At 35.2% G+C, this 18,055-nt stretch carries 17 protein-coding genes; 8 read left to right on the top strand and 9 right to left on the bottom strand.

Features of this window, described 5'->3' with window-relative positions; all coding sequences use genetic code 11:
• Nucleotides 1-67: 67 nt before the first annotated feature.
• Together AC6EJB_RS04185 and AC6EJB_RS04180 are read right to left on the bottom strand one after the other, a co-directional pair.
• Entirely contained in the window at nucleotides 68-526 is a 459-nt protein-coding gene (locus AC6EJB_RS04185) for a hypothetical protein (RefSeq protein WP_498492456.1), read from the bottom strand.
• A gap of 49 nt (nucleotides 527-575) precedes the next feature.
• Nucleotides 576-2,222 (bottom strand): ABC1 kinase family protein, encoded by a 1,647-nt coding sequence (locus AC6EJB_RS04180; protein WP_498492455.1) that lies wholly within the window; start codon nucleotides 2,220-2,222, stop codon nucleotides 576-578.
• A gap of 100 nt (nucleotides 2,223-2,322) precedes the next feature.
• Between AC6EJB_RS04180 and AC6EJB_RS04175 the strand changes: the two genes are divergently transcribed.
• Both AC6EJB_RS04175 and AC6EJB_RS04170 read left to right on the top strand, forming a co-directional pair.
• On the top strand, nucleotides 2,323-3,720 hold the full coding sequence (locus tag AC6EJB_RS04175) for an Orn/Lys/Arg family decarboxylase (RefSeq protein WP_498492454.1): 1,398 nt from the start codon (nucleotides 2,323-2,325) through the stop codon (nucleotides 3,718-3,720).
• Between the two features lie 98 nt (nucleotides 3,721-3,818).
• Nucleotides 3,819-4,706, top strand: a complete 888-nt coding sequence (locus AC6EJB_RS04170; protein ID WP_498492453.1) for a phosphatidate cytidylyltransferase — start codon at nucleotides 3,819-3,821, stop codon at nucleotides 4,704-4,706.
• A 1-nt stretch (nucleotide 4,707) separates the two neighbouring features.
• Here AC6EJB_RS04170 and AC6EJB_RS04165 read toward each other — a convergent pair whose 3' ends face one another.
• The 5 genes from AC6EJB_RS04165 to rimI all read right to left on the bottom strand — a co-directional run bounded on the left by AC6EJB_RS04165 (nucleotide 4,708) and on the right by rimI (nucleotide 10,624).
• Nucleotides 4,708-5,355 carry a hypothetical protein gene (locus tag AC6EJB_RS04165; protein ID WP_498492452.1) on the bottom strand — a complete coding sequence of 216 codons (648 nt, stop codon included), beginning with the start codon at nucleotides 5,353-5,355 and terminating at the stop codon, nucleotides 4,708-4,710.
• Between the two features lie 4 nt (nucleotides 5,356-5,359).
• Complete coding sequence (locus AC6EJB_RS04160) at nucleotides 5,360-6,265, bottom strand: alpha/beta fold hydrolase (protein WP_498492451.1); 906 nt, start codon at nucleotides 6,263-6,265, stop codon at nucleotides 5,360-5,362.
• A 12-nt stretch (nucleotides 6,266-6,277) separates the two neighbouring features.
• A complete protein-coding gene (locus AC6EJB_RS04155) occupies nucleotides 6,278-7,390 on the bottom strand; it encodes an iron-containing alcohol dehydrogenase family protein (RefSeq protein WP_498492450.1) in 1,113 nt (370 codons plus the stop codon).
• 26 nt (nucleotides 7,391-7,416) lie between these two features.
• Nucleotides 7,417-9,984, bottom strand: a complete 2,568-nt coding sequence (locus tag AC6EJB_RS04150; protein WP_498492449.1) for an ATP-dependent Clp protease ATP-binding subunit — start codon at nucleotides 9,982-9,984, stop codon at nucleotides 7,417-7,419.
• A 172-nt stretch (nucleotides 9,985-10,156) separates the two neighbouring features.
• Nucleotides 10,157-10,624: a ribosomal protein S18-alanine N-acetyltransferase gene (gene rimI, locus AC6EJB_RS04145; RefSeq protein ID WP_498492448.1), complete on the bottom strand. Its 468-nt coding sequence runs from the start codon at nucleotides 10,622-10,624 to the stop codon at nucleotides 10,157-10,159.
• A 97-nt stretch (nucleotides 10,625-10,721) separates the two neighbouring features.
• Here rimI and lysA point away from each other — a divergent pair, with 97 nt between their 5' ends.
• The 6 genes from lysA (at nucleotide 10,722) to AC6EJB_RS04115 (ending at nucleotide 16,386) form a co-directional block, all read left to right on the top strand.
• Nucleotides 10,722-12,086, top strand: coding sequence for a diaminopimelate decarboxylase (gene lysA, locus AC6EJB_RS04140; RefSeq protein ID WP_498492447.1), 1,365 nt, complete (start codon nucleotides 10,722-10,724; stop codon nucleotides 12,084-12,086).
• Between the two features lie 29 nt (nucleotides 12,087-12,115).
• Nucleotides 12,116-13,018, top strand: a complete 903-nt coding sequence (cdaA, locus tag AC6EJB_RS04135) for a diadenylate cyclase CdaA (RefSeq protein WP_498492446.1) — start codon at nucleotides 12,116-12,118, stop codon at nucleotides 13,016-13,018.
• An 11-nt stretch (nucleotides 13,019-13,029) separates the two neighbouring features.
• Nucleotides 13,030-13,785 (top strand): undecaprenyl pyrophosphate synthase, encoded by a 756-nt coding sequence (uppS, locus tag AC6EJB_RS04130; RefSeq protein ID WP_498492963.1) that lies wholly within the window; start codon nucleotides 13,030-13,032, stop codon nucleotides 13,783-13,785.
• 93 nt (nucleotides 13,786-13,878) lie between these two features.
• Entirely contained in the window at nucleotides 13,879-14,919 is a 1,041-nt protein-coding gene (gene bioB, locus AC6EJB_RS04125) for a biotin synthase BioB (RefSeq protein WP_498492445.1), read from the top strand.
• A gap of 10 nt (nucleotides 14,920-14,929) precedes the next feature.
• Nucleotides 14,930-15,889 (top strand): oxygen-dependent tRNA uridine(34) hydroxylase TrhO, encoded by a 960-nt coding sequence (trhO, locus tag AC6EJB_RS04120; RefSeq protein WP_498492444.1) that lies wholly within the window; start codon nucleotides 14,930-14,932, stop codon nucleotides 15,887-15,889.
• On the top strand, nucleotides 15,886-16,386 hold the full coding sequence (locus AC6EJB_RS04115; protein WP_498492443.1) for a hypothetical protein: 501 nt from the start codon (nucleotides 15,886-15,888) through the stop codon (nucleotides 16,384-16,386). Before trhO ends, AC6EJB_RS04115 begins: the two co-directional genes overlap by 4 nt.
• 20 nt (nucleotides 16,387-16,406) lie before the next feature.
• Here AC6EJB_RS04115 and lipA read toward each other — a convergent pair whose 3' ends face one another.
• Nucleotides 16,407-17,330, bottom strand: coding sequence for a lipoyl synthase (gene lipA, locus AC6EJB_RS04110; RefSeq protein WP_498492442.1), 924 nt, complete (start codon nucleotides 17,328-17,330; stop codon nucleotides 16,407-16,409).
• An 11-nt stretch (nucleotides 17,331-17,341) separates the two neighbouring features.
• Complete coding sequence (gene recR / locus AC6EJB_RS04105) at nucleotides 17,342-17,941, bottom strand: recombination mediator RecR (RefSeq protein ID WP_498492961.1); 600 nt, start codon at nucleotides 17,939-17,941, stop codon at nucleotides 17,342-17,344.
• Nucleotides 17,942-18,055: the final 114 nt, after the last annotated feature.

The following is an 18,055-nucleotide window of genomic DNA, read 5'->3' as shown; positions in this document are numbered from 1 at the left end:
ATCTAAATTATATTTTTAATTAAAATATTTATCCAATTTTAAAGAAAGGCTAAAGATACTATTTTTTTTAGAAATAATCATCTATTTCCTTTACAGTTCCTTTTTCTACTTGGATTAATAGATCTTTTATAGCTTTCCACATGCTTACCCCAAAAAGTATTGAGATTATTGACGAAAATATTAGAGATTTTATTATTGAGAAGTTTATTATACTTAATGCGCTTACGAAAATAATTGTGAGGCCCGTAAAGAATGAGAACCAACTTGATATCGTTCTGGAGTTTTCTAGCGGAGTAGGAGGTATCTTTTTTGAAGTCCATTTATTTAATTTAGATTTCATTATATCTGCAAATATTAAACCAGACATCAGACAAATGAATGCTCCACAGGAAAGCCAAAACAATGGATCTTCAATTGGCTTGATTTGTTGATAATCTGCAATAAAACCCTCAACACTTTGAATGTCTATATCATTAGTTTTTACACTGATAAATGTGATTATATCTTTAATATTATTGTTAATCATATTTTTATTATGTCTTTAAAATAGTGTTATTATATTTTAAAATAATCAACTATGCAACTTGTGTATTATTTTGTTTTATGAGCCCGGACGCGATTTTGAAAGGATTAAATGTTTTTCTTACTAATTTAACTAATTGCTTCATATCTTTCGTATCTATTCTCTCATCTTTGATAATACTCATTAATAAACTCTTCCTTATTAAGGATCCTCTAGAACTAGTTAGAAGTTTTAGACCTGCTCCTGCTACTGGAATCAATTCTTTTGCAGGTGTAGTTGAATCTTGAACGAGAACATCAAATAAATTTTCTACTCTCTCAACTCTTATATGACCATTTTGATCAAATATTACATCTAATAATATGTTTAACATTTCGTTCGTATCTGAAGTGAGTAATCTTTTCGCTACATAAGGATAGGCTAGATCAATTATTTTAAAATTTGGATCTAATCTTAAAGCAAGTCCCTCTTGACTAATTACGGCTCTGATTATTAGAGCAAATCTTGCTGGAACTCTAAAAGGATAATCAAACATTAATTCTGAAAATTTATTAGTAATTTCTTTGAAATTAAAAGATGCAACATCTTTACCAATTGCACTACCAAGTACTTCCCTTAAAACTGGAATTAGAGGTTTTAGATCTTGGTCTTTGTTTAAGAATCCAAGCTTTTGGAAATCTCTTGCTACAGATTGAAAATCGTTGTTAATTAAGTGAACAATCGCCCCAGTAAGAGTTAATCTGTCTTCTTCTGATATTGAGTCCATCATTCCAAAATCAACATAAGCTATATTTCCAAGATCACCTTTAGATCCATTTAGGGCAAACATATTCCCTGGATGAGGATCTGCGTGAAAGTATCCAAATTCTAATAATTGCTGAATCCCACTGATTACCCCCGTCCTAATTATTTGTGAAGGATTTAAATTGTTTATAATTAATTCATTTCTATCTTTTAACTTTGTGCCATCAACCCAACTTGTTGTTAATACTTTTACTGATGATAGATGTCTTTCTACTTTTGGTATCGTTACTGATTGATTATTGTGAAAAAGGTTGGAAAATTTTTCAGCATTATTTGCTTCTTTTTTGTAATCAACTTCATCAAATAAACTTCTTCCAAATTCATCTATTATTTCACCTAATCCAAATCCAAGATTTAAAGGAAGTATTGGAGCACTAAGAACACCAAGTATTTTTATAATTACAATGTCTCTTCTAATATTGAAGATTAGAAGTGGTCTTTGAACTTTTACTGCTACCCAATAGTTTTTGGATAGTCTTGCTTTATACACTTGGCCAAGACTAGCCGATGCTATTGGTGCGGATGGAAATTCTTCAAAAAGTTCAGTTGCTGGTTTCCCAAGTTCACTTTTTATAATTTCCATTGCTTTTTCATGGGGGAATGCAGGTAAGTTGTCCTGTAAGTTTGTTAATTCCTCCAACCAATCTTTTCTTATTAGATCTGGCCTAGTCGATAGTGCTTGGCCTACTTTTATAAAGCAGGGACCAAGTCCAATAAGTGTTTTTAGCAGAAACTTAGCTAGATTCTTTTGTGTCTTATCATCATTACTTGAGCCTTGAAAAATTAGTCTTGCTAAAAGCAGAGATATTGCACCAACAATCTGAATGAATCTAGGTACCAATACCCATGGCCTTGATATTAGCCAGATTAAATCTCTTTTGAAATCGTATTTCATTTACCCATCATAAGTTCTCTTAGCTAATGCTCTAAGACGTTCTCTTGATTTGCTTACTGAAAAATTTAACTACATTGAGTCTAGGAAATCATTTTATGCTATGGGGCTTATTACCTTACTTTCTGGTAGCCAAAGCGAAAATCTTTTCTTGCCCGCCCATGGTAGAGGAAAAGCTCTTCCTGAAAATCTTAGAAAACTACTACGGCTGAAGCCTGGAATTTGGGATTTGCCTGAACTTTTTGAAATTGGCGGCCCATTGATAGGAGAAGGAGCAATAGCTGAAAGTCAAAAATCTTCTGCTTTTGAAGTGGGCGTAGATAGATGTTGGTATGGAGTAAACGGTGCAACGGGTTTACTTCAAAGTTCATTACTTGCGTTAGCTCAACCTGGTCAGGCTGTACTTATGCCCAGGAATATTCATAAAAGTTGCCTCCAAGCATGTTTCCTTGGAGGTTTAACACCAATACTTTTTGACGTTCCTTTTCTTTCTGATCGTGGCCATGCTTATGTTTTTGATAGAAATTGGCTGCAAAGGGTTTTTAGAAAAGTAAAAGATTTAGAAGAGGACTTAGCCGCAGTAGTTTTGGTTAATCCTACATATCAAGGTTATTCTGCTGATATCGAATCTTTGATCAATGAAATTCATTCTAATTCGTTACCCGTATTAATTGATGAGGCACATGGTTCATATTTGATAAGTCAAGTTAGACCCGATTTGCCCAAGTCAGCTCTCTCCTTCGGTGCAGATCTTGTTGTTCATTCTCTTCATAAATCGGCACCAGGATTAGTACAATCTGCTGTTTTGTGGTCGCAAGGTGACAAAGTTGATCCGTTTAAAATTGAGAGAAGTATTGAATTGCTGCAAACTTCAAGTCCAAGTTCCTTGTTGCTAGCATCCTGCGAAAGCTCAATAAAAGAACTTATTGAATCGAAAGGCCAAAAGAAAATAAGAAATCGTTTAGAAGAGGCTGAGGCTTTCTCAGAATTTTTGACTAGCCATGGGGTCCCTCTTCTTGAAAACCAAGATCCATTGAGAATTATCCTCCACACTTCCAAATTAGGTTTGACAGGTATCGAAGTTGATAAAAAATTCATACAAAAGGGAATTATTGGTGAATTGGCAGAACCAGGGACATTAACTTTTTGCCTTGGATTTTCTTCTCACAAAGGATTGGCAAAAAAATTCATAACAATTTGGGAAAAAATTCTTCAGTCACCTTTTAGCCATCAAAAAGTTTCATCATTTACGAGACCACCCTTTAGTATCGTTTCTAAGCCATATAGATCATTTTCTTCTTCTTGGAGATCTAATTTTGAGAAGGTGAATCTGAAGGAATCGATAGGAAGAATTTCTGTTGAGATGGTTTGCCCTTATCCTCCTGGTATACCTTTATTAATTCCTGGTGAGATTTTGGACGAGGCGCGAGTTGATTGGTTAATAGATCAAAGAAGCTTTTGGCCAGAGCAAATTCCTGATTTTGTTAGAGTTGTTTCTTGAACAATAGTTTCTAATTATCAGTTATAATGAAATATATTATTAAGAACCCATTTGGAGTATGTTTTATAAAAGAAAACTATATTTTCTAATCTGATTTAATGTTTTTAGCTGTTTCAAAAAAAAGATTATTAAGTGGACTTTTGGTTGGTATTTTCGGGATTTTAGTTGTCTCTTTGGGAAGTTGGTGGTTCTCTATCTCAATAAGTTTAATTGTGCATTTAGCTCTTCTCGAGTTTTTTCGTATGGCTGAATTTACTGGTATAAGACCAGCTACTAAGACAACTTTAGTTGCTTGTCAAATATTACTCTTCTTCACTCAATTATCCTCTCATGGATATCTATCTATTGAAATATCAGATGCAATCTTGCCATTATCAGGAGCTGCTATTTGTGGTTGGTTATTGCTTCAACCTGTCACAGGTTCAATAGCAGATGTCGCAGCATCAATATTCGGATTGTTTTATTTAGGATTTTTGCCTAGTCATTGGATCAAATTAAGAAATCTTTTGGAGTCTGATTTGACAAATAGTGTTAACTTAGTTCCTGCTGAATGGTCGCCATCTTTTACCTTTGGGATGTTAATTACTTTTGCGACTTGTTTAATGATAGTTGGATTTGATATTGGCTCTTTTTTTGTAGGTAAGAAATTTGGCAATCATTCATTATCACCAATTTCACCCTCAAAAACCATCGAGGGTGTTTTTGGAGGGTTATTATTTTCTGTCTTGATTGGAGCGTCTTGGGGCTATCTATTAAAATGGAAATTTGGCATATTTATTGGTTTTTTTATTGGTATTTTGGTCGCTTTGTTCTCTTTGGTTGGAGACTTGACTGAATCAATGATGAAGAGAAATGCGGGATTAAAAGACTCAGGCAATTTTTTGCCAGGTCATGGAGGAATTCTTGATAGAATAGATAGTTATTTATTTACACCTGCTATAGTTTTTTATATAGTAATTCTATTGTCTCCCTTAATAATTTCCTAAACTAATTAAAGCTAACAAGCGAATTAGCAGAAATAATAATTATATTATTTTTTATATTAATATTTTTAACTTTAACTTTATCCTCAAGGGGGATTTTAATAGATTTATTGTTTTTTGGGCTTTCTAAATAAATCTTATTGTTTATTACTTTTATATTAATTCTAACTGCTTCGTTAGGATGATTTGTTATTTGCTTTGTTATTTGCGTTGTTATTATTGTTATTTTGTCATTTCTTATTTTTAAATCTTCCAATTTAGAGTTGATTAGTAATTTTTTACTAATAATTTCTTCTAGCCAACTCCAATGATCAGAAAGTAAAATTTTCTTTAGTGAATTTTCAGATATTGATATCTTAAATTGAACTATTAAATTATTTTTGAAGCTTAATTCTTTATTGGTTAATTTGAAAATAATTTTAACTTCATTAGCTTCTAATTCAATTTCATCAAATAATAGATCTTGATAATTTATATCCTTAGCTTTAATATAAAACTTTTTTATGAAACCCTTTAAAATATCAACTGGTCCTGCCGTAATATCTATTGTAAGTTGACCAATTTTTTTACACTGCTTTTTGAGTAAGATTTTTATGCCATTTTCTAATAAATTTGAAAAAAGTCCTTTTTTTTTATTCAGATTAGGTGGCATTTAGTTATTTAAATTTTTCCCAAGTTTCAGTAACTAATTTTGGTTCTTCTAGATGAGGTAGATGTCCAGAATTTGCAGCTATTTGTATGTTTGATTGATAGATCTTGTTTGTTTCTTTCTTTTCATTATTTGAAATAATCCTATCGTACTTTCCTAAAATGATTTTGATTGGTTGAGTTGGTTTTGGACGTCCGCAATCAGATACCCCTCCTTCTGCAGCAAACTCTGCTAGAGAAGATTGCCAACCAGGAACCTTTAAATGTAGTGAAGCAATTTGCTCTTCTGCAGGACCAACACTTTTTCCTGGATCTGCAAAGGCCTGTCTGCATAATCCTTTGCGGACAAAAGGTTGGCTAAGGAAATAGGCTCCGAAATGATTTAAAGGCCATGGTATTTTTGGATTTTTACCTGCTATACCTGCGGGTGATAAGAGAAGCAACTTATTGATCTTTTTTGGGTTTTGTCTCGCAAGTTCAAGTGCTAAAGCTCCCCCCATTGAGGCACCTATGATCCCTATGGGTTGATCCTTTGAAAAATAATCCAGAACAGAATTCAAATGTTTCATTAAATATTTAAACCCATATTTGTTACCACTGGACCTAGGACAAAATCCAAAACCATACAAATCCGGAATGATTAATTTATTTTTCTTTTTTAAAAAAGGTGCTAGACGCCTATATTCTAGAAAGCAACTATCAAAGCCATGTAAAAGAAGGACTTTCTTTCCTGTACCTGTAAAAACTGTTGGAAATAAATCTGATCTATTTTGTGAAACCTCGTCTAACTTTATCCACTTTAGATCTTCAAAAAGTCTAATTGCTTGTTTATCAATAATTTTATCTTTTATAGTTTTGATGTATGCTTTGGATGCATTTGTTTGGTTGGTAGTATTAATTTTTTCTTGAATCAAAGTTCTTAAAAATTACTTTAGAGTTAGGTTGGAAATTGTTGAGATGGATTGAAAACTTTGAATAGCTTCTAGTAGGTTTTTTTCACTTATCGGAAAGGGTAATCGATGTATGTCCGAATCAACTTTACAAGCAAATCTGCAAGCTTGAAATAGTTCGGTTGAAGATCCATTTTTTAGAGATATAGATTCAAGAGAAATAGGAAGATTTAATTGCGAGAAAAAATCAATAAGCTGTGACTTTGCTTGTCTTGGTAATTGACTATTTGAATGTGCCTCTTCTAAATGCAATTGTACGAGAGTACCAAATCCAACAAGTTCCCCATGAAGTGGTTTATTTTTATATGTAAGTTGAGTTAATCCATTATGTATTGGATGAGCAGCGGCTGTTCTGCATCTTGCGCCTCCTAGCCCTCCAATTATTCCAGCCGTCAAAGCGCAGCCTTCTGCAACCGTTTCCCATGAATTGCTTAGTGGATCTTTGAATGCCTTGTATCCATTAATAAATAATTGATCTCTTAAAACCCTAGCCATCTGAACTGCTTGTTGAACAAAGCCATCCTCGCTCTGACTACTTGTTAAGGATGATTCATACCATTTTGCAACTGCGTCAGCAATACCACTAGCAAGTGTTCGTGGTGGTGCGGTTCTGACAATTGTGTGATCAAAGATCAATAAGTTTGGACATCTTTTTAAAGTTACGTCTCTAAGAAATTTTCCCTCAGGTGTGTAAATATTCGATAACGCAGTCCATCCAGCGCAGGTAGAAGCGCTTAAAGGAACGGTGATGCAATTAATGCAAAGTAATTCAGCTATTAATTTCCCTGCATCAAGAACTTTCCCTCCTCCAGCAGCAATAATCGAATCGCAATTATTATTTTTTGAGAATTGAGATGCATTTTTGATATCTAATTCACAGCAATCGTTCGCTAATTCATAAGATTTCGCTTGAATACCTTTGGCTAAAAGATCATTTTTTAATGAAGATCTTAATTCTTTTGTTGAGTTACTTCGACCTATTATTAAAGGTCTTTTGGTTAATTTATTTATAATCTCAAATGACTTAAGCCAAGCTTCTTTACCTCTAATTACGTTTAATGGTGAAATGCTGTGAATATTTAATGTCATATAGATTACTATTTCACTTTGGGAAGTTAAACAGCAGCGCTTGCTAATTCTGGCGTGGAACTATCTTTACCGAGATGTTTGACAATTACTTTTTTGCTTTCGTCTATGTCAACCTCAGCTTTGTCTCCATCTTTGATCCTGCCAGATAAAACTTCCTCAGCGAGGCTATCTTCTAATAACCTCATCACCGCTCTTCTTAGAGGGCGAGCTCCGTATGAAGGATTGTAGCCTTCTTCAACTAATCTTTCTTTAAAATCGTCAGATACAGTTAAGGATATTCCTTTTTCTTTTATTCTTAAAAATACTTCTTTGAGCATAATTTCGGCTATGTCCTTTACTTCTTCTCTTGATAGCTGTCTGAAAACAATTATTTCATCTAACCTATTAAGAAATTCTGGACGGAAATATTGTTTAAGTTCTTCATTAACTAATGATTTTATTCGATTGTATTGTGTATCTTCTAAACTTTCACCAGAAAATTCAAAGCCAAGTCCACCACCACCTTTTTCTATTACTTTAGATCCAATATTGGAAGTCATTATTATTAATGTATTTTTGAAATCAACAGTTCTTCCTTTGGAATCAGTTAACCTTCCTTCCTCAAGTAATTGAAGAAGAAGATTAAAAACATCTGGATGAGCTTTTTCTATTTCATCGAACAAAACAACCGTATAAGGTCTTCTTCTAACGGCCTCAGTGAGTTGCCCACCTTCATTGAATCCAACATACCCAGGAGGGGAGCCTATTAATTTACTCACAGTATGCCTTTCCATAAATTCAGACATATCGAGTCGTATCATTGCTTCTTCACTACCAAAGAAATAGGCAGCTAAAGCTTTAGTCAATTCAGTTTTACCTACTCCAGTTGGGCCAGAAAATATAAAACTAGCAATGGGTCTATTTGGATTCTTAAGACCAACTCTTGCTCTCCTGATTGCCTTTGAAACAGCTTTAACAGCTTCATCTTGACCTATTAATCTTTGATGTAATGTTTCTTCCATATTTAATAGCTTGACTGATTCACTTTCGGTTAATTTCTGTACAGGAACACCTGTCCATGAAGCTACAATATGAGCAATATCTTCTTCATTGACTATAGGTTGGGAATCTTTAAATTCATCAGATTTAGGGACAACTTTATCTGTACTCTCTTTGTTTGAATCTTGACTGTCATTAGCAACAGGATCTGGATTTAAAGAGGTTTGTTGTCTTATATTTTGTAAAAGATTTTTAATTTTATCTCTAAGCTCAACTTCTTTCTCTCTAAGTTCACCAGCTTGAGTAAAGTTTTGATCTCTTATTGCTTCTTCTTTATTCTTTTGCACTATTCGTAATTCTTTATCGACTTCTTTTGCTTCAGGAGGCAATTTTGAGTTTAGTAATCTGACTCTACTGCCTGCTTCGTCTATGAGGTCTATCGCTTTATCAGGTAAGAATCTATCGGAAATATATCTGTCTCCAAGATTCGCAGCAGCATCCAATGCTTCATCTGTAATTTTTAATCGGTGATGTTGCTCGTATCTTTCTCTTAATCCTCTGAGAATTTCAATTGTATCTTTTATAGAAGGTTCGCCAATCATTACAGGCTGGAATCTTCTTTCTAATGCAGCATCTCTTTCGATATGCTTTCGATATTCATCTAGAGTTGTAGCTCCAATGCATTGAAGTTCACCTCTTGCTAAAGCAGGTTTTAAAATATTTGCAGCATCAATAGCACCTTCAGCAGCTCCTGCTCCAATCAATGTATGAACTTCATCAATTACTAAAATTACATTTCCAGCAGATTTGATTTCTTCCATTATCTTCTTCAATCTTTCTTCAAATTCACCCCTGTATTTTGTGCCAGCTACAAGTAGGCCAATATCAAGTGTTAAAACCCTTTTCTCTTCAAGTATGTCAGGTATGTTGCCTTGTTGAATTCTTTGAGCAAGGCCCTCGGCTATGGCTGTTTTTCCTACTCCTGGTTCTCCAATTAAAACCGGATTGTTTTTAGTTCTTCTACCCAATATTTGTATTACACGGTCTATTTCTTCATGCCTCCCTACAACTGGATCTAGCTTAGACTCACTGGCTAATTTGGTTAGATTTGTACCAAATTCATCAAGAGTCGCAGTTTTGACTGATCCTTTAGAAGATCCTGAACCAGTTGTAACCTCTGCAGTTTCTCCAAGCATGCGAACAACTTGTGTTCTGACTTTAGTTAAATCAACACCTAAATTTTCTAGAACTCTTGCAGCTACTCCTTCCCCTTCTCTAATAAGACCTAGTAGGAGATGTTCTGTTCCAATATAGTTATGACCTAATTGACGAGCCTCTTCTAATGAAAGTTCAAGAACTCTTTTAGCTCTTGGGGTGAAAGGTATCTCAACAGCAACGAAACCCGAACCTCTGCCAATTATTTTTTCAACTTCTACTCTTGAATCTTTCAGATTGACTCCCATTGATTTAAGAACTTTGGCAGCGACGCCAGTACCTTCTCCTATAAGACCCAAAAGGATTTGTTCGGTTCCAACAAAGTTATGCCCTAGGCGCCTTGCCTCTTCCTGAGCAAGCATGATCACTTTTATTGCCTTTTCTGTAAACCTCTCAAACATTTAGCTTTGACCTTTAACTATTTAATCTAATTTATCAGGGTTAAGTGTGAAATGTGTACGGTTAGGTTTTTTTTTATAAAGGGTAAATATTAAATGTTCATTGAAAAATAATTTAAGGTAATAATTGATGCAAAACAGTAAATTTGTTTGTTTTTGTTTCGGTAAACCGTACTTAATTATTTCTTGTATGATTTTTATTTAATTGTTTTTTAAAAATAAGGGCATCATTTCCATCTTTATAAAAATTGTGTCTATTACCTATGATTTTAAAACCCATGGAATTGTAAAAAGCTTTTGCTGGCTCATTAGTGTCTTTAACCTCTAAATATATCTGATTTGTTAGAAGTGAGTTTGTACGTTTGATTAAATCTGATAAAAGTAATTTGCCTAGTCCTTTTCTTTGAAATGATGGATGAATAGCTATGGAGGTTATTTGAATTTCGTCCATTACCAACCAAGCAGAGCATAAGCCTAGTAGTTTTTGATTTTCAATGTCCATGACTCCAATGCAAATTCTTTGTGAGTCAGTTAGTTCTCTTTCCCATTGAGTTTTTGTCCAAAGACCTTTTAATGATTTCTTGTCTAAGTCGATACAAGCATTTAAATGCACTAATCCAAGTTGAATTGTTGTTAGGTTCATATCGAATTTTTAATTGATTCATCCCTCTTTCTTTAAAAAGAATACTAATTTGTTGATTGATCTCTAGATTGTATAAAAATTTAAGTAGAAATTTTCCATGTTTGGCTTAAAAGCTTACGAACCCAATAGGGATATTAATAGTCCAAATCGAAATATAGCTCCTGTTTCTACAGAAATTAGTGAGACTGAAGAGTTATTAGTAGGGGGTTGTCAATTAAGTGAACTTGCAAAAAAATATGGTACACCTCTTTATGTTTTTGATGAATTGTCACTAAGAACTGCATGTAAAACTTACATTAGTTCTTTAAAAAAACATTATCCAGGAGACTCACTTCCTTTATATGCTTCAAAAGCTAATAGTTCTTTAGCAATTTGCTCATTAATAGCATCTGAAGGCTTTGGACTTGATGCAGTTTCAGAAGGAGAATTACTGACTGCTTTAAAAGGAGGCGTAAAAGGGGAGAATATTGTTTTTCATGGAAATAATAAATCTCAGGATGAATTGAATTTTGCTTATAAAAACAATGTGACTATTGTTTTAGATAACAATCACGATATTGAGCTATTAAAAAAAATTGTTTCTGCAAAAAAAACAGCAAAGTTAATGTTGAGGTTTACTCCAGGAATCGAGTGTCATACTCATGAATATATAAGGACTGGCCATTTAGATAGCAAATTTGGTTTTGACCCTGATGAAGTTAAGTTAGTTTTAGAAGAATTAAAGAGGTATGAGTGGGCAAATTTAACTGGTTTACATGCACATATTGGGTCTCAGATTTTTGAAGTTCAGCCGCATGTTGATCTTGCTGGCGTTATGGCAGATACTTTAAAACTTGCTAGAGAAATAGGCCATCCTATTAGTGATTTAAATTTAGGAGGAGGCCTTGGGATTAAATATGTTCAAGAAGATAATCCACCCTCAATTGAAAAATGGGTTGAGGTGATTTCTTGCGCTGTTGTTAATGCCTGTAGAGAGAGGAATCTTGATTTGCCAAGATTAATGTGTGAACCTGGAAGATCTCTCGTCGCTAATTCTGGACTTACCATTTACAAAATCGGAGCTAAAAAAGTTGTTCCAGGAATTCGAACTTATTTTTCGGTCGATGGAGGAATGAGTGATAATCCTCGTCCAATAACTTACCAATCTCTCTATAGTGCCTGCCTCGTAGATAAAGCATTGAATACTAATGCTGAAAAAGTAACTATCGCAGGCAAACACTGTGAGTCAGGAGATATCTTATTGAAAGATTTTTATCTTTCGTCTTGCGAAAGTGGTGATTTTCTTGCTGTATTCGGCACTGGAGCATATAACTATTCAATGAGTTCTAACTACAACAGAATTCCTAGACCTGCAACAGTCATGGTTGGGGAAGGATGGGTTGAGTTGATCCAAAAGAGGGAGCTTCCTGAAGATCTTTTGCAATTAGATGTATTACCTGATCGCTTTATTACCAAGAATTAGGTAAGTTTAAATAACGTTGGGGTGTAGGAGTGAATTTTTGGTGGCTTATAAACTTGCGTGTCCTCCTTGATGTCTTGTTTGCTTCTTCTCTTGGAGTTCTTCTTTTTACAAGAGTTAAAGAACAGAGGACATTATGGCTTTTAAGAGGGTATCTCTTTTTGGTTTCATTAGCGTGGTTCGTTCAGCGGTTTGCAAATTTACCAATTACTTCAAAACTTGTTGATGCTTTGGTTTTAGCTTGCTCGTTATCTTTGGCAATTTTATGGCAGGGAGAGCTAAGAAGATTAATGGAATTATTAGGGACTGGAAGATTAGCCGTGATTCTTGGTAATACTCAAAAAGAATTTAGGGCAAGTTCGAATACTTTCGCACAATTAACTGAAGCGGCAGGTCGTTTATCTCAAAATAGAAAAGGGGCATTAATAGTTGTTGATATGGGAAGTGACTTACGCCCTGAAGATTTCCTTTTCCCTGGTGTTCCAATTGATGCCCAATTATCTTCTGAATTATTGTTAAATCTTTTTGCTGCAGATACCCCTCTTCATGATGGGGCAGTTTTGGTCAAGGGAAATAGAATTATTTCAGCAGGGGTAATCTTGCCTCTTTCCCGACAGGGCATTAGTAGGTACGGAACTAGACACTTAGCTGCTCTTGGGATAACTGAACGATTTGATCGATGTATTTGTGTGGTTGTTTCAGAAGAATCAGGTACTTTATCTTTAGCTAGTCAAGGACGTCTCGAGAGACCTATTACAAGCAGTCGATTGCTTGATCTTTTGAAAGAATTATTAGATCCTTCAACTTCCTCTTCATCTAAGTCCACTGGTATTAATTCTTCATTGAAAACGTCTTTCACTAATATTGACCCTAAAGTTGCTCAATCTAGAGTTAATCTTGAGAAAATCAACGACAGCAAGGAGTCTTTGAATTGACTTACCCTTCTGTGATCAGTACTGATAATTCTAGAGAGGTATCACCATTACCTAAAGAATTGGATCGTCTTAAGTTGCCTGATCACATCGCGGTGATTATGGATGGAAATGGAAGGTGGGCAAAAGCAAAGGGTTTGCCAAGATCAATAGGACATACCGCTGGAGTTGAGTCTCTAAAAACAACTTTAAATTTATGTGGTAATTGGGGAATAGGAGCGTTAACTGTTTATGCATTTTCAACTGAAAATTGGTCTAGACCCAGTGAAGAAGTAAATTTTTTAATGACTCTTTTTGAAAGTGTTCTTAAGCGAGAATTGACTAATTTAAAACTTGAAGAAGTCAAAATTAATTTCTTAGGGGACCTTGATCCATTACCAAATGCATTAAAAGACTTGATAAAGGAGTCGGTTGAATCAACTTCCAATAATAAAGGAATTCATTTTAATGTTTGTACAAATTATGGAGGACGAAGAGAATTAGTTCGTGCTGCCCAAAAACTTGCTGAACGCTCCGTAAGAGGAGAGCTAGACCCTTCTTTGATAGATGAAAATGTATTTGCTTCTGAATTATTTACAGCTAGTGAGGTGGATCCAGATTTACTCATTAGAACTAGTGGTGAAAAAAGAATAAGTAATTTTCTTTTATGGCAATTAGCTTATGCTGAGATCCATGTCACAGACGTATTGTGGCCGGATTTTAACGCCGATACTCTTGCTAAGGCTCTACTTGACTATCAATCTAGAAGAAGGAGATTTGGAGGTGTATAACTAAAACAATTGAATATCTTGAGTTCTGTGATTTTTTATAGATTATCAGCTAAAACTAAATAGCATTTAAATTTTTTATATTCAAATTCTTTTATGACTCTAATTAATCCTAATATTCAGAAATCTAATAAATTCACTTTAAAAGATGAATCATATTTAGATTTTAGTACCATAAAGGGTGGAGACATTAGACATGATTGGTCTTTAGAGGAAGTTAAAGAGATTCTTGATTTGCCATTAATGGATTTGTTATGGAGAGCTCAAATAGTTCATAGGTCGTACAACCCAGGTTACAAAGTTCAACTTGCATCTCTTTTAAGTGTAAAGACAGGCGGATGTTCAGAAGACTGTGCGTATTGTCCCCAATCTGTACACAATAAAACAAGCGTTCAAGCTGACCCTGTACTTCAAGTTGAATCAGTTCTCGATAGGGCAAGAGCGGCTAAAAATGCAGGAGCGGATAGATTTTGTATGGGTTGGGCTTGGCGTGAGATCAAAGACGGAAACGCATTCGATTCAATGCTTCAAATGGTCAGAGGTGTTAGAGAACTTGGACTTGAGGCGTGTGTCACAGCTGGAATGATTACTGATTCTCAAGCCTCTAGATTGGCAGAAGCAGGTTTAACAGCTTATAACCATAATTTAGATACTAGTCCTGAGCATTATTCCAATATCATTTCAACAAGAACATATCAAGATCGACTTGAAACATTGAGAAGAGTACGCATGGCAGGAATTACAGTGTGCTGCGGTGGGATTATTGGTATGGGCGAATCTGTATCCGATAGAGCATCTTTACTTAAAGTTTTAGCAACTTTAGATCCTCATCCTGAGAGTGTACCTATCAATGCCTTAGTGGCAGTGGAGGGGACACCAATGGAGGATTTGTCTTCTATTGATCCATTAGAGATGGTTCGCATGGTTGCGACAGCAAGGATTATTATGCCTAAAAGTCGAATAAGACTTAGCGCAGGAAGACAACAATTAGGTAGGGAGGCTCAGATACTATGCCTACAATCGGGAGCTGATTCTATATTTTATGGAGATACACTTTTGACTACAAGCAATCCGGAAGTAGAGGCAGACCGTAAGCTTTTAACGGATGCTGGAATTACGGCCAATTTCTCTCAATAAAAAAGTAGGTATGAAAACAGAAGATAGCCTAATGAAATCCAAATATAAAGTTGCTGCGTTTTACAATTTTATATCGATTATTGATCAAGAAATTCTTTTAATCAAAGAAGAATTAACGAATTTAGCAACGAATCAAGAAATAAAAGGAACTATTTTACTAGCTTCTGAAGGTGTCAACGGAACGGTTTGTGGAACTGAAAATGGGATAGTTCAATTCATTGAAACATTAGAGAAACTTTTAAAGGTATCGGAGATTAATGTCAAATATAGTTGGAGTGAGAAACAGGCTTTTCGCCGCTTTAAAGCTCGTAAGAAAAAAGAAATCGTCACGCTTGGGCTAAAACAAATTAATCCTAATAAAGCTGTTGGTAAATATATAAAAGCTTGTGAATGGAATGATTTTTTAGAAGATCCTGATAGTGTTGTTATTGATACTCGTAATGAGTATGAAATAAAAATTGGAAATTTTGCAGGTGCTCTAAATCCTCACACAAGCTCATTTCGTGAATTCCCGGAATGGGTGCAAAAGCATTTAAAACCGTTAATCGAAGAGAATCCCTCTTTAAAAATAGGGATGTATTGTACGGGTGGTATAAGATGCGAAAAAGCTACCTCTTATTTGCTAGAAGAAGGTTTTTCCGCCGTATATCATCTTCAGGGTGGAATACTAAAATATTTGGAAGATGTTCCCTCTGAGAATAGTTTATGGAAAGGTGAATGCTTTGTTTTTGATCAACGTGTCTCTTTAGATCATGAACTATTACCCGGTTCACATCGGATGTGTCATGCTTGTGGGCTACCGATCTCTCCGGAGGACTTGAAAAAACCAACGTATATCAAAGGCTTGCAATGCGAGGCTTGTGTTGACAAATTTACAGATAGTGATAGAGCAAGATTTGCGGAAAGACAACGTCAAATTGATGAAATAATGAAACGTCTACCTGAAAATTCCATATGGCCATCTTCATGACTAAACCTAATTTAATACAATTAGAAAAAGAAGCCTCTGATAGGGGTTTGTTGCTGCGAATACAAGTTAGGAGACCTCTCAATATTTGGTCGTTTAAGTTAGTTGTTGGCGAAATAACCAGTAATAATAAAATTCAGTTGTTGGGTGAAATGAAAGGATGGGCCTATCAAAATACGAATGGTCTTCAGCTTGATACGATGAAGGTTGGTAAGAACGTCACTTCTAAAGTAGGTGATTTAATCTGGGTTGCAACTATGGCCTGGGCTTTAGAGGAGACTCCATGTCGTAGCGCGAGATTATTGGCTATTTATGATGAAAACAATCAGCATGAAATCTTGCAACGTTATTTTCGGAGGCGTGGATTTAATACTGTGCGTAAAGTTGGATCATCTCCCTTGGATTTGCCTTTGAGACTTGTTTGGGGAGGTGCAGGAGCGTTTATGGTAGGTAATTGCGAGAAAGTATTTGAAAGAAGTTATCGGAGTTGGTCGGAGTAGCAAAAACTTTTTTAAGAAGACTAATTTAATGTGTCATTCGCATGGTAACTGCTTCTTACTAAAGGACCGCTATTTACTTTTTTAAAACCTAGTCTCTTTGCTATTTCAGCAAAATCATTGAATTTTGTTGGTGACCAATAATGAGAAACTGGAATGTGAGCAAGTGAAGGTCGTAAATATTGACCGACAGTCAAATATTGACAATCGACTTCTCTAAGGTCTTTAAGGGTTTGAATTATTTCATGGAATTTTTCTCCCAGTCCAAGCATTATTCCTGATTTTGTAGGAATCTTTGGATCAATTTCTCTGGCGAATTTGAGAAGGTTTAGTGAATGTTCGTATGTAGCGCCTCTCCTGACTTCTCTTTGAAGTCTCTTTACTGTTTCAAGATTATGGTTGAAGCAAATAGGATGAGCTGAGAGAACTAGCCTAAGTCGCTCCCTTTGCTTTTCGACATTGTCCTTATTGTTGCCGCCCCAGAAATCTGGTGTTAGCACCTCTATTGCGACACCAGGATTCAATGATCTAATTGCATCCATTGTTGTCGTGAATAGACTTGCACCGTGATCTGGTAAATCATCTCTTGCGACTGCGGTTAGTACCACATATTTAAGATTCAAAATTTGAACAGCATTTGCTACTTTTTCTGCTTCAAAAATATTTACTTTTTCGGGCGACTTCCCTTTCTCTACCTGGCAAAAGGCACAGCTCCTTGTACATATTGAACCACCTAGTAAAAAAGTAGCCGTACCAGCGGCATAACATTCACCTCTGTTTGGGCATCTACCTTCCTCACAAATCGTATGTAATCTATTTTCTTTTACGAGCTTTTGAACTTTTTCCAGTTGAGTTGCGTTCCCTATGGATGGCTTGATCCAATTAGGTAAACGCTCTTCCGGCGGGAAGCTACTATATTTTGTTGTTTTTCTTGTTGTTGTTGTCATATGTTTGATGATTAATCAAAGTCTCTACGACCTTCTAAAGCACGCGAAAGTGTTACCTCATCGGCATATTCCAACTCACTTCCAACAGGAAGTCCATAAGCAATGCGAGTGACTTTTGTGAACGGTTTTAGTAATCTACCCACATAAAGGCTAGTGGTATCCCCCTCAATACTGGGTGTTAGGGCAAGGATGACTTCTTTGATATTATTTTTATCGACTCTTTTGATAAGGCTTGATATTTCAAGCATTTCTGGCCCAATCCCATCCATCGGAGAAATTAACCCCCCAATCACATGATAAAGACCTTTGTACTCTCTAGTGCGCTCAAGGGCAAGCAAATCTCTTGACTCAGAAACAACGCAAATGAGTTCTTGATTTCTTTGCTTATTTAAACAAATTTCGCATTGCTCTCCAGCAGTTAAATGAAAGCACGTCTTACATTGACCTACTTGACATTTCGCATTAACCAGAGCTTCTGAAAACAATCTTATTTTTTCATCTGGCTGGCGCAAAAGATGTAGAGCTAATCTTTGAGCTGTTCTGGGGCCGATACCAGGCAATTGCTCAAACTGATCAATTAATTTTGATAATGGTTTAGTGAAGCCGCTCAGAGTTCAGAAGCAATTAACTTGAATTTAGTCAGAGTTTTATCTAGGTTGCACTAATTTAAAGAAGATTACCGTCAGTTAAATTGGAAATGTATCAAAATAGTGATGCTTGAGTCT

This window comes from Prochlorococcus sp. G4PB17 (genome assembly GCF_059772445.1).
The sequence above is the reverse complement of the archived record's forward strand: the minus strand, read 5'-3'. Positions and strand labels throughout refer to the sequence as shown.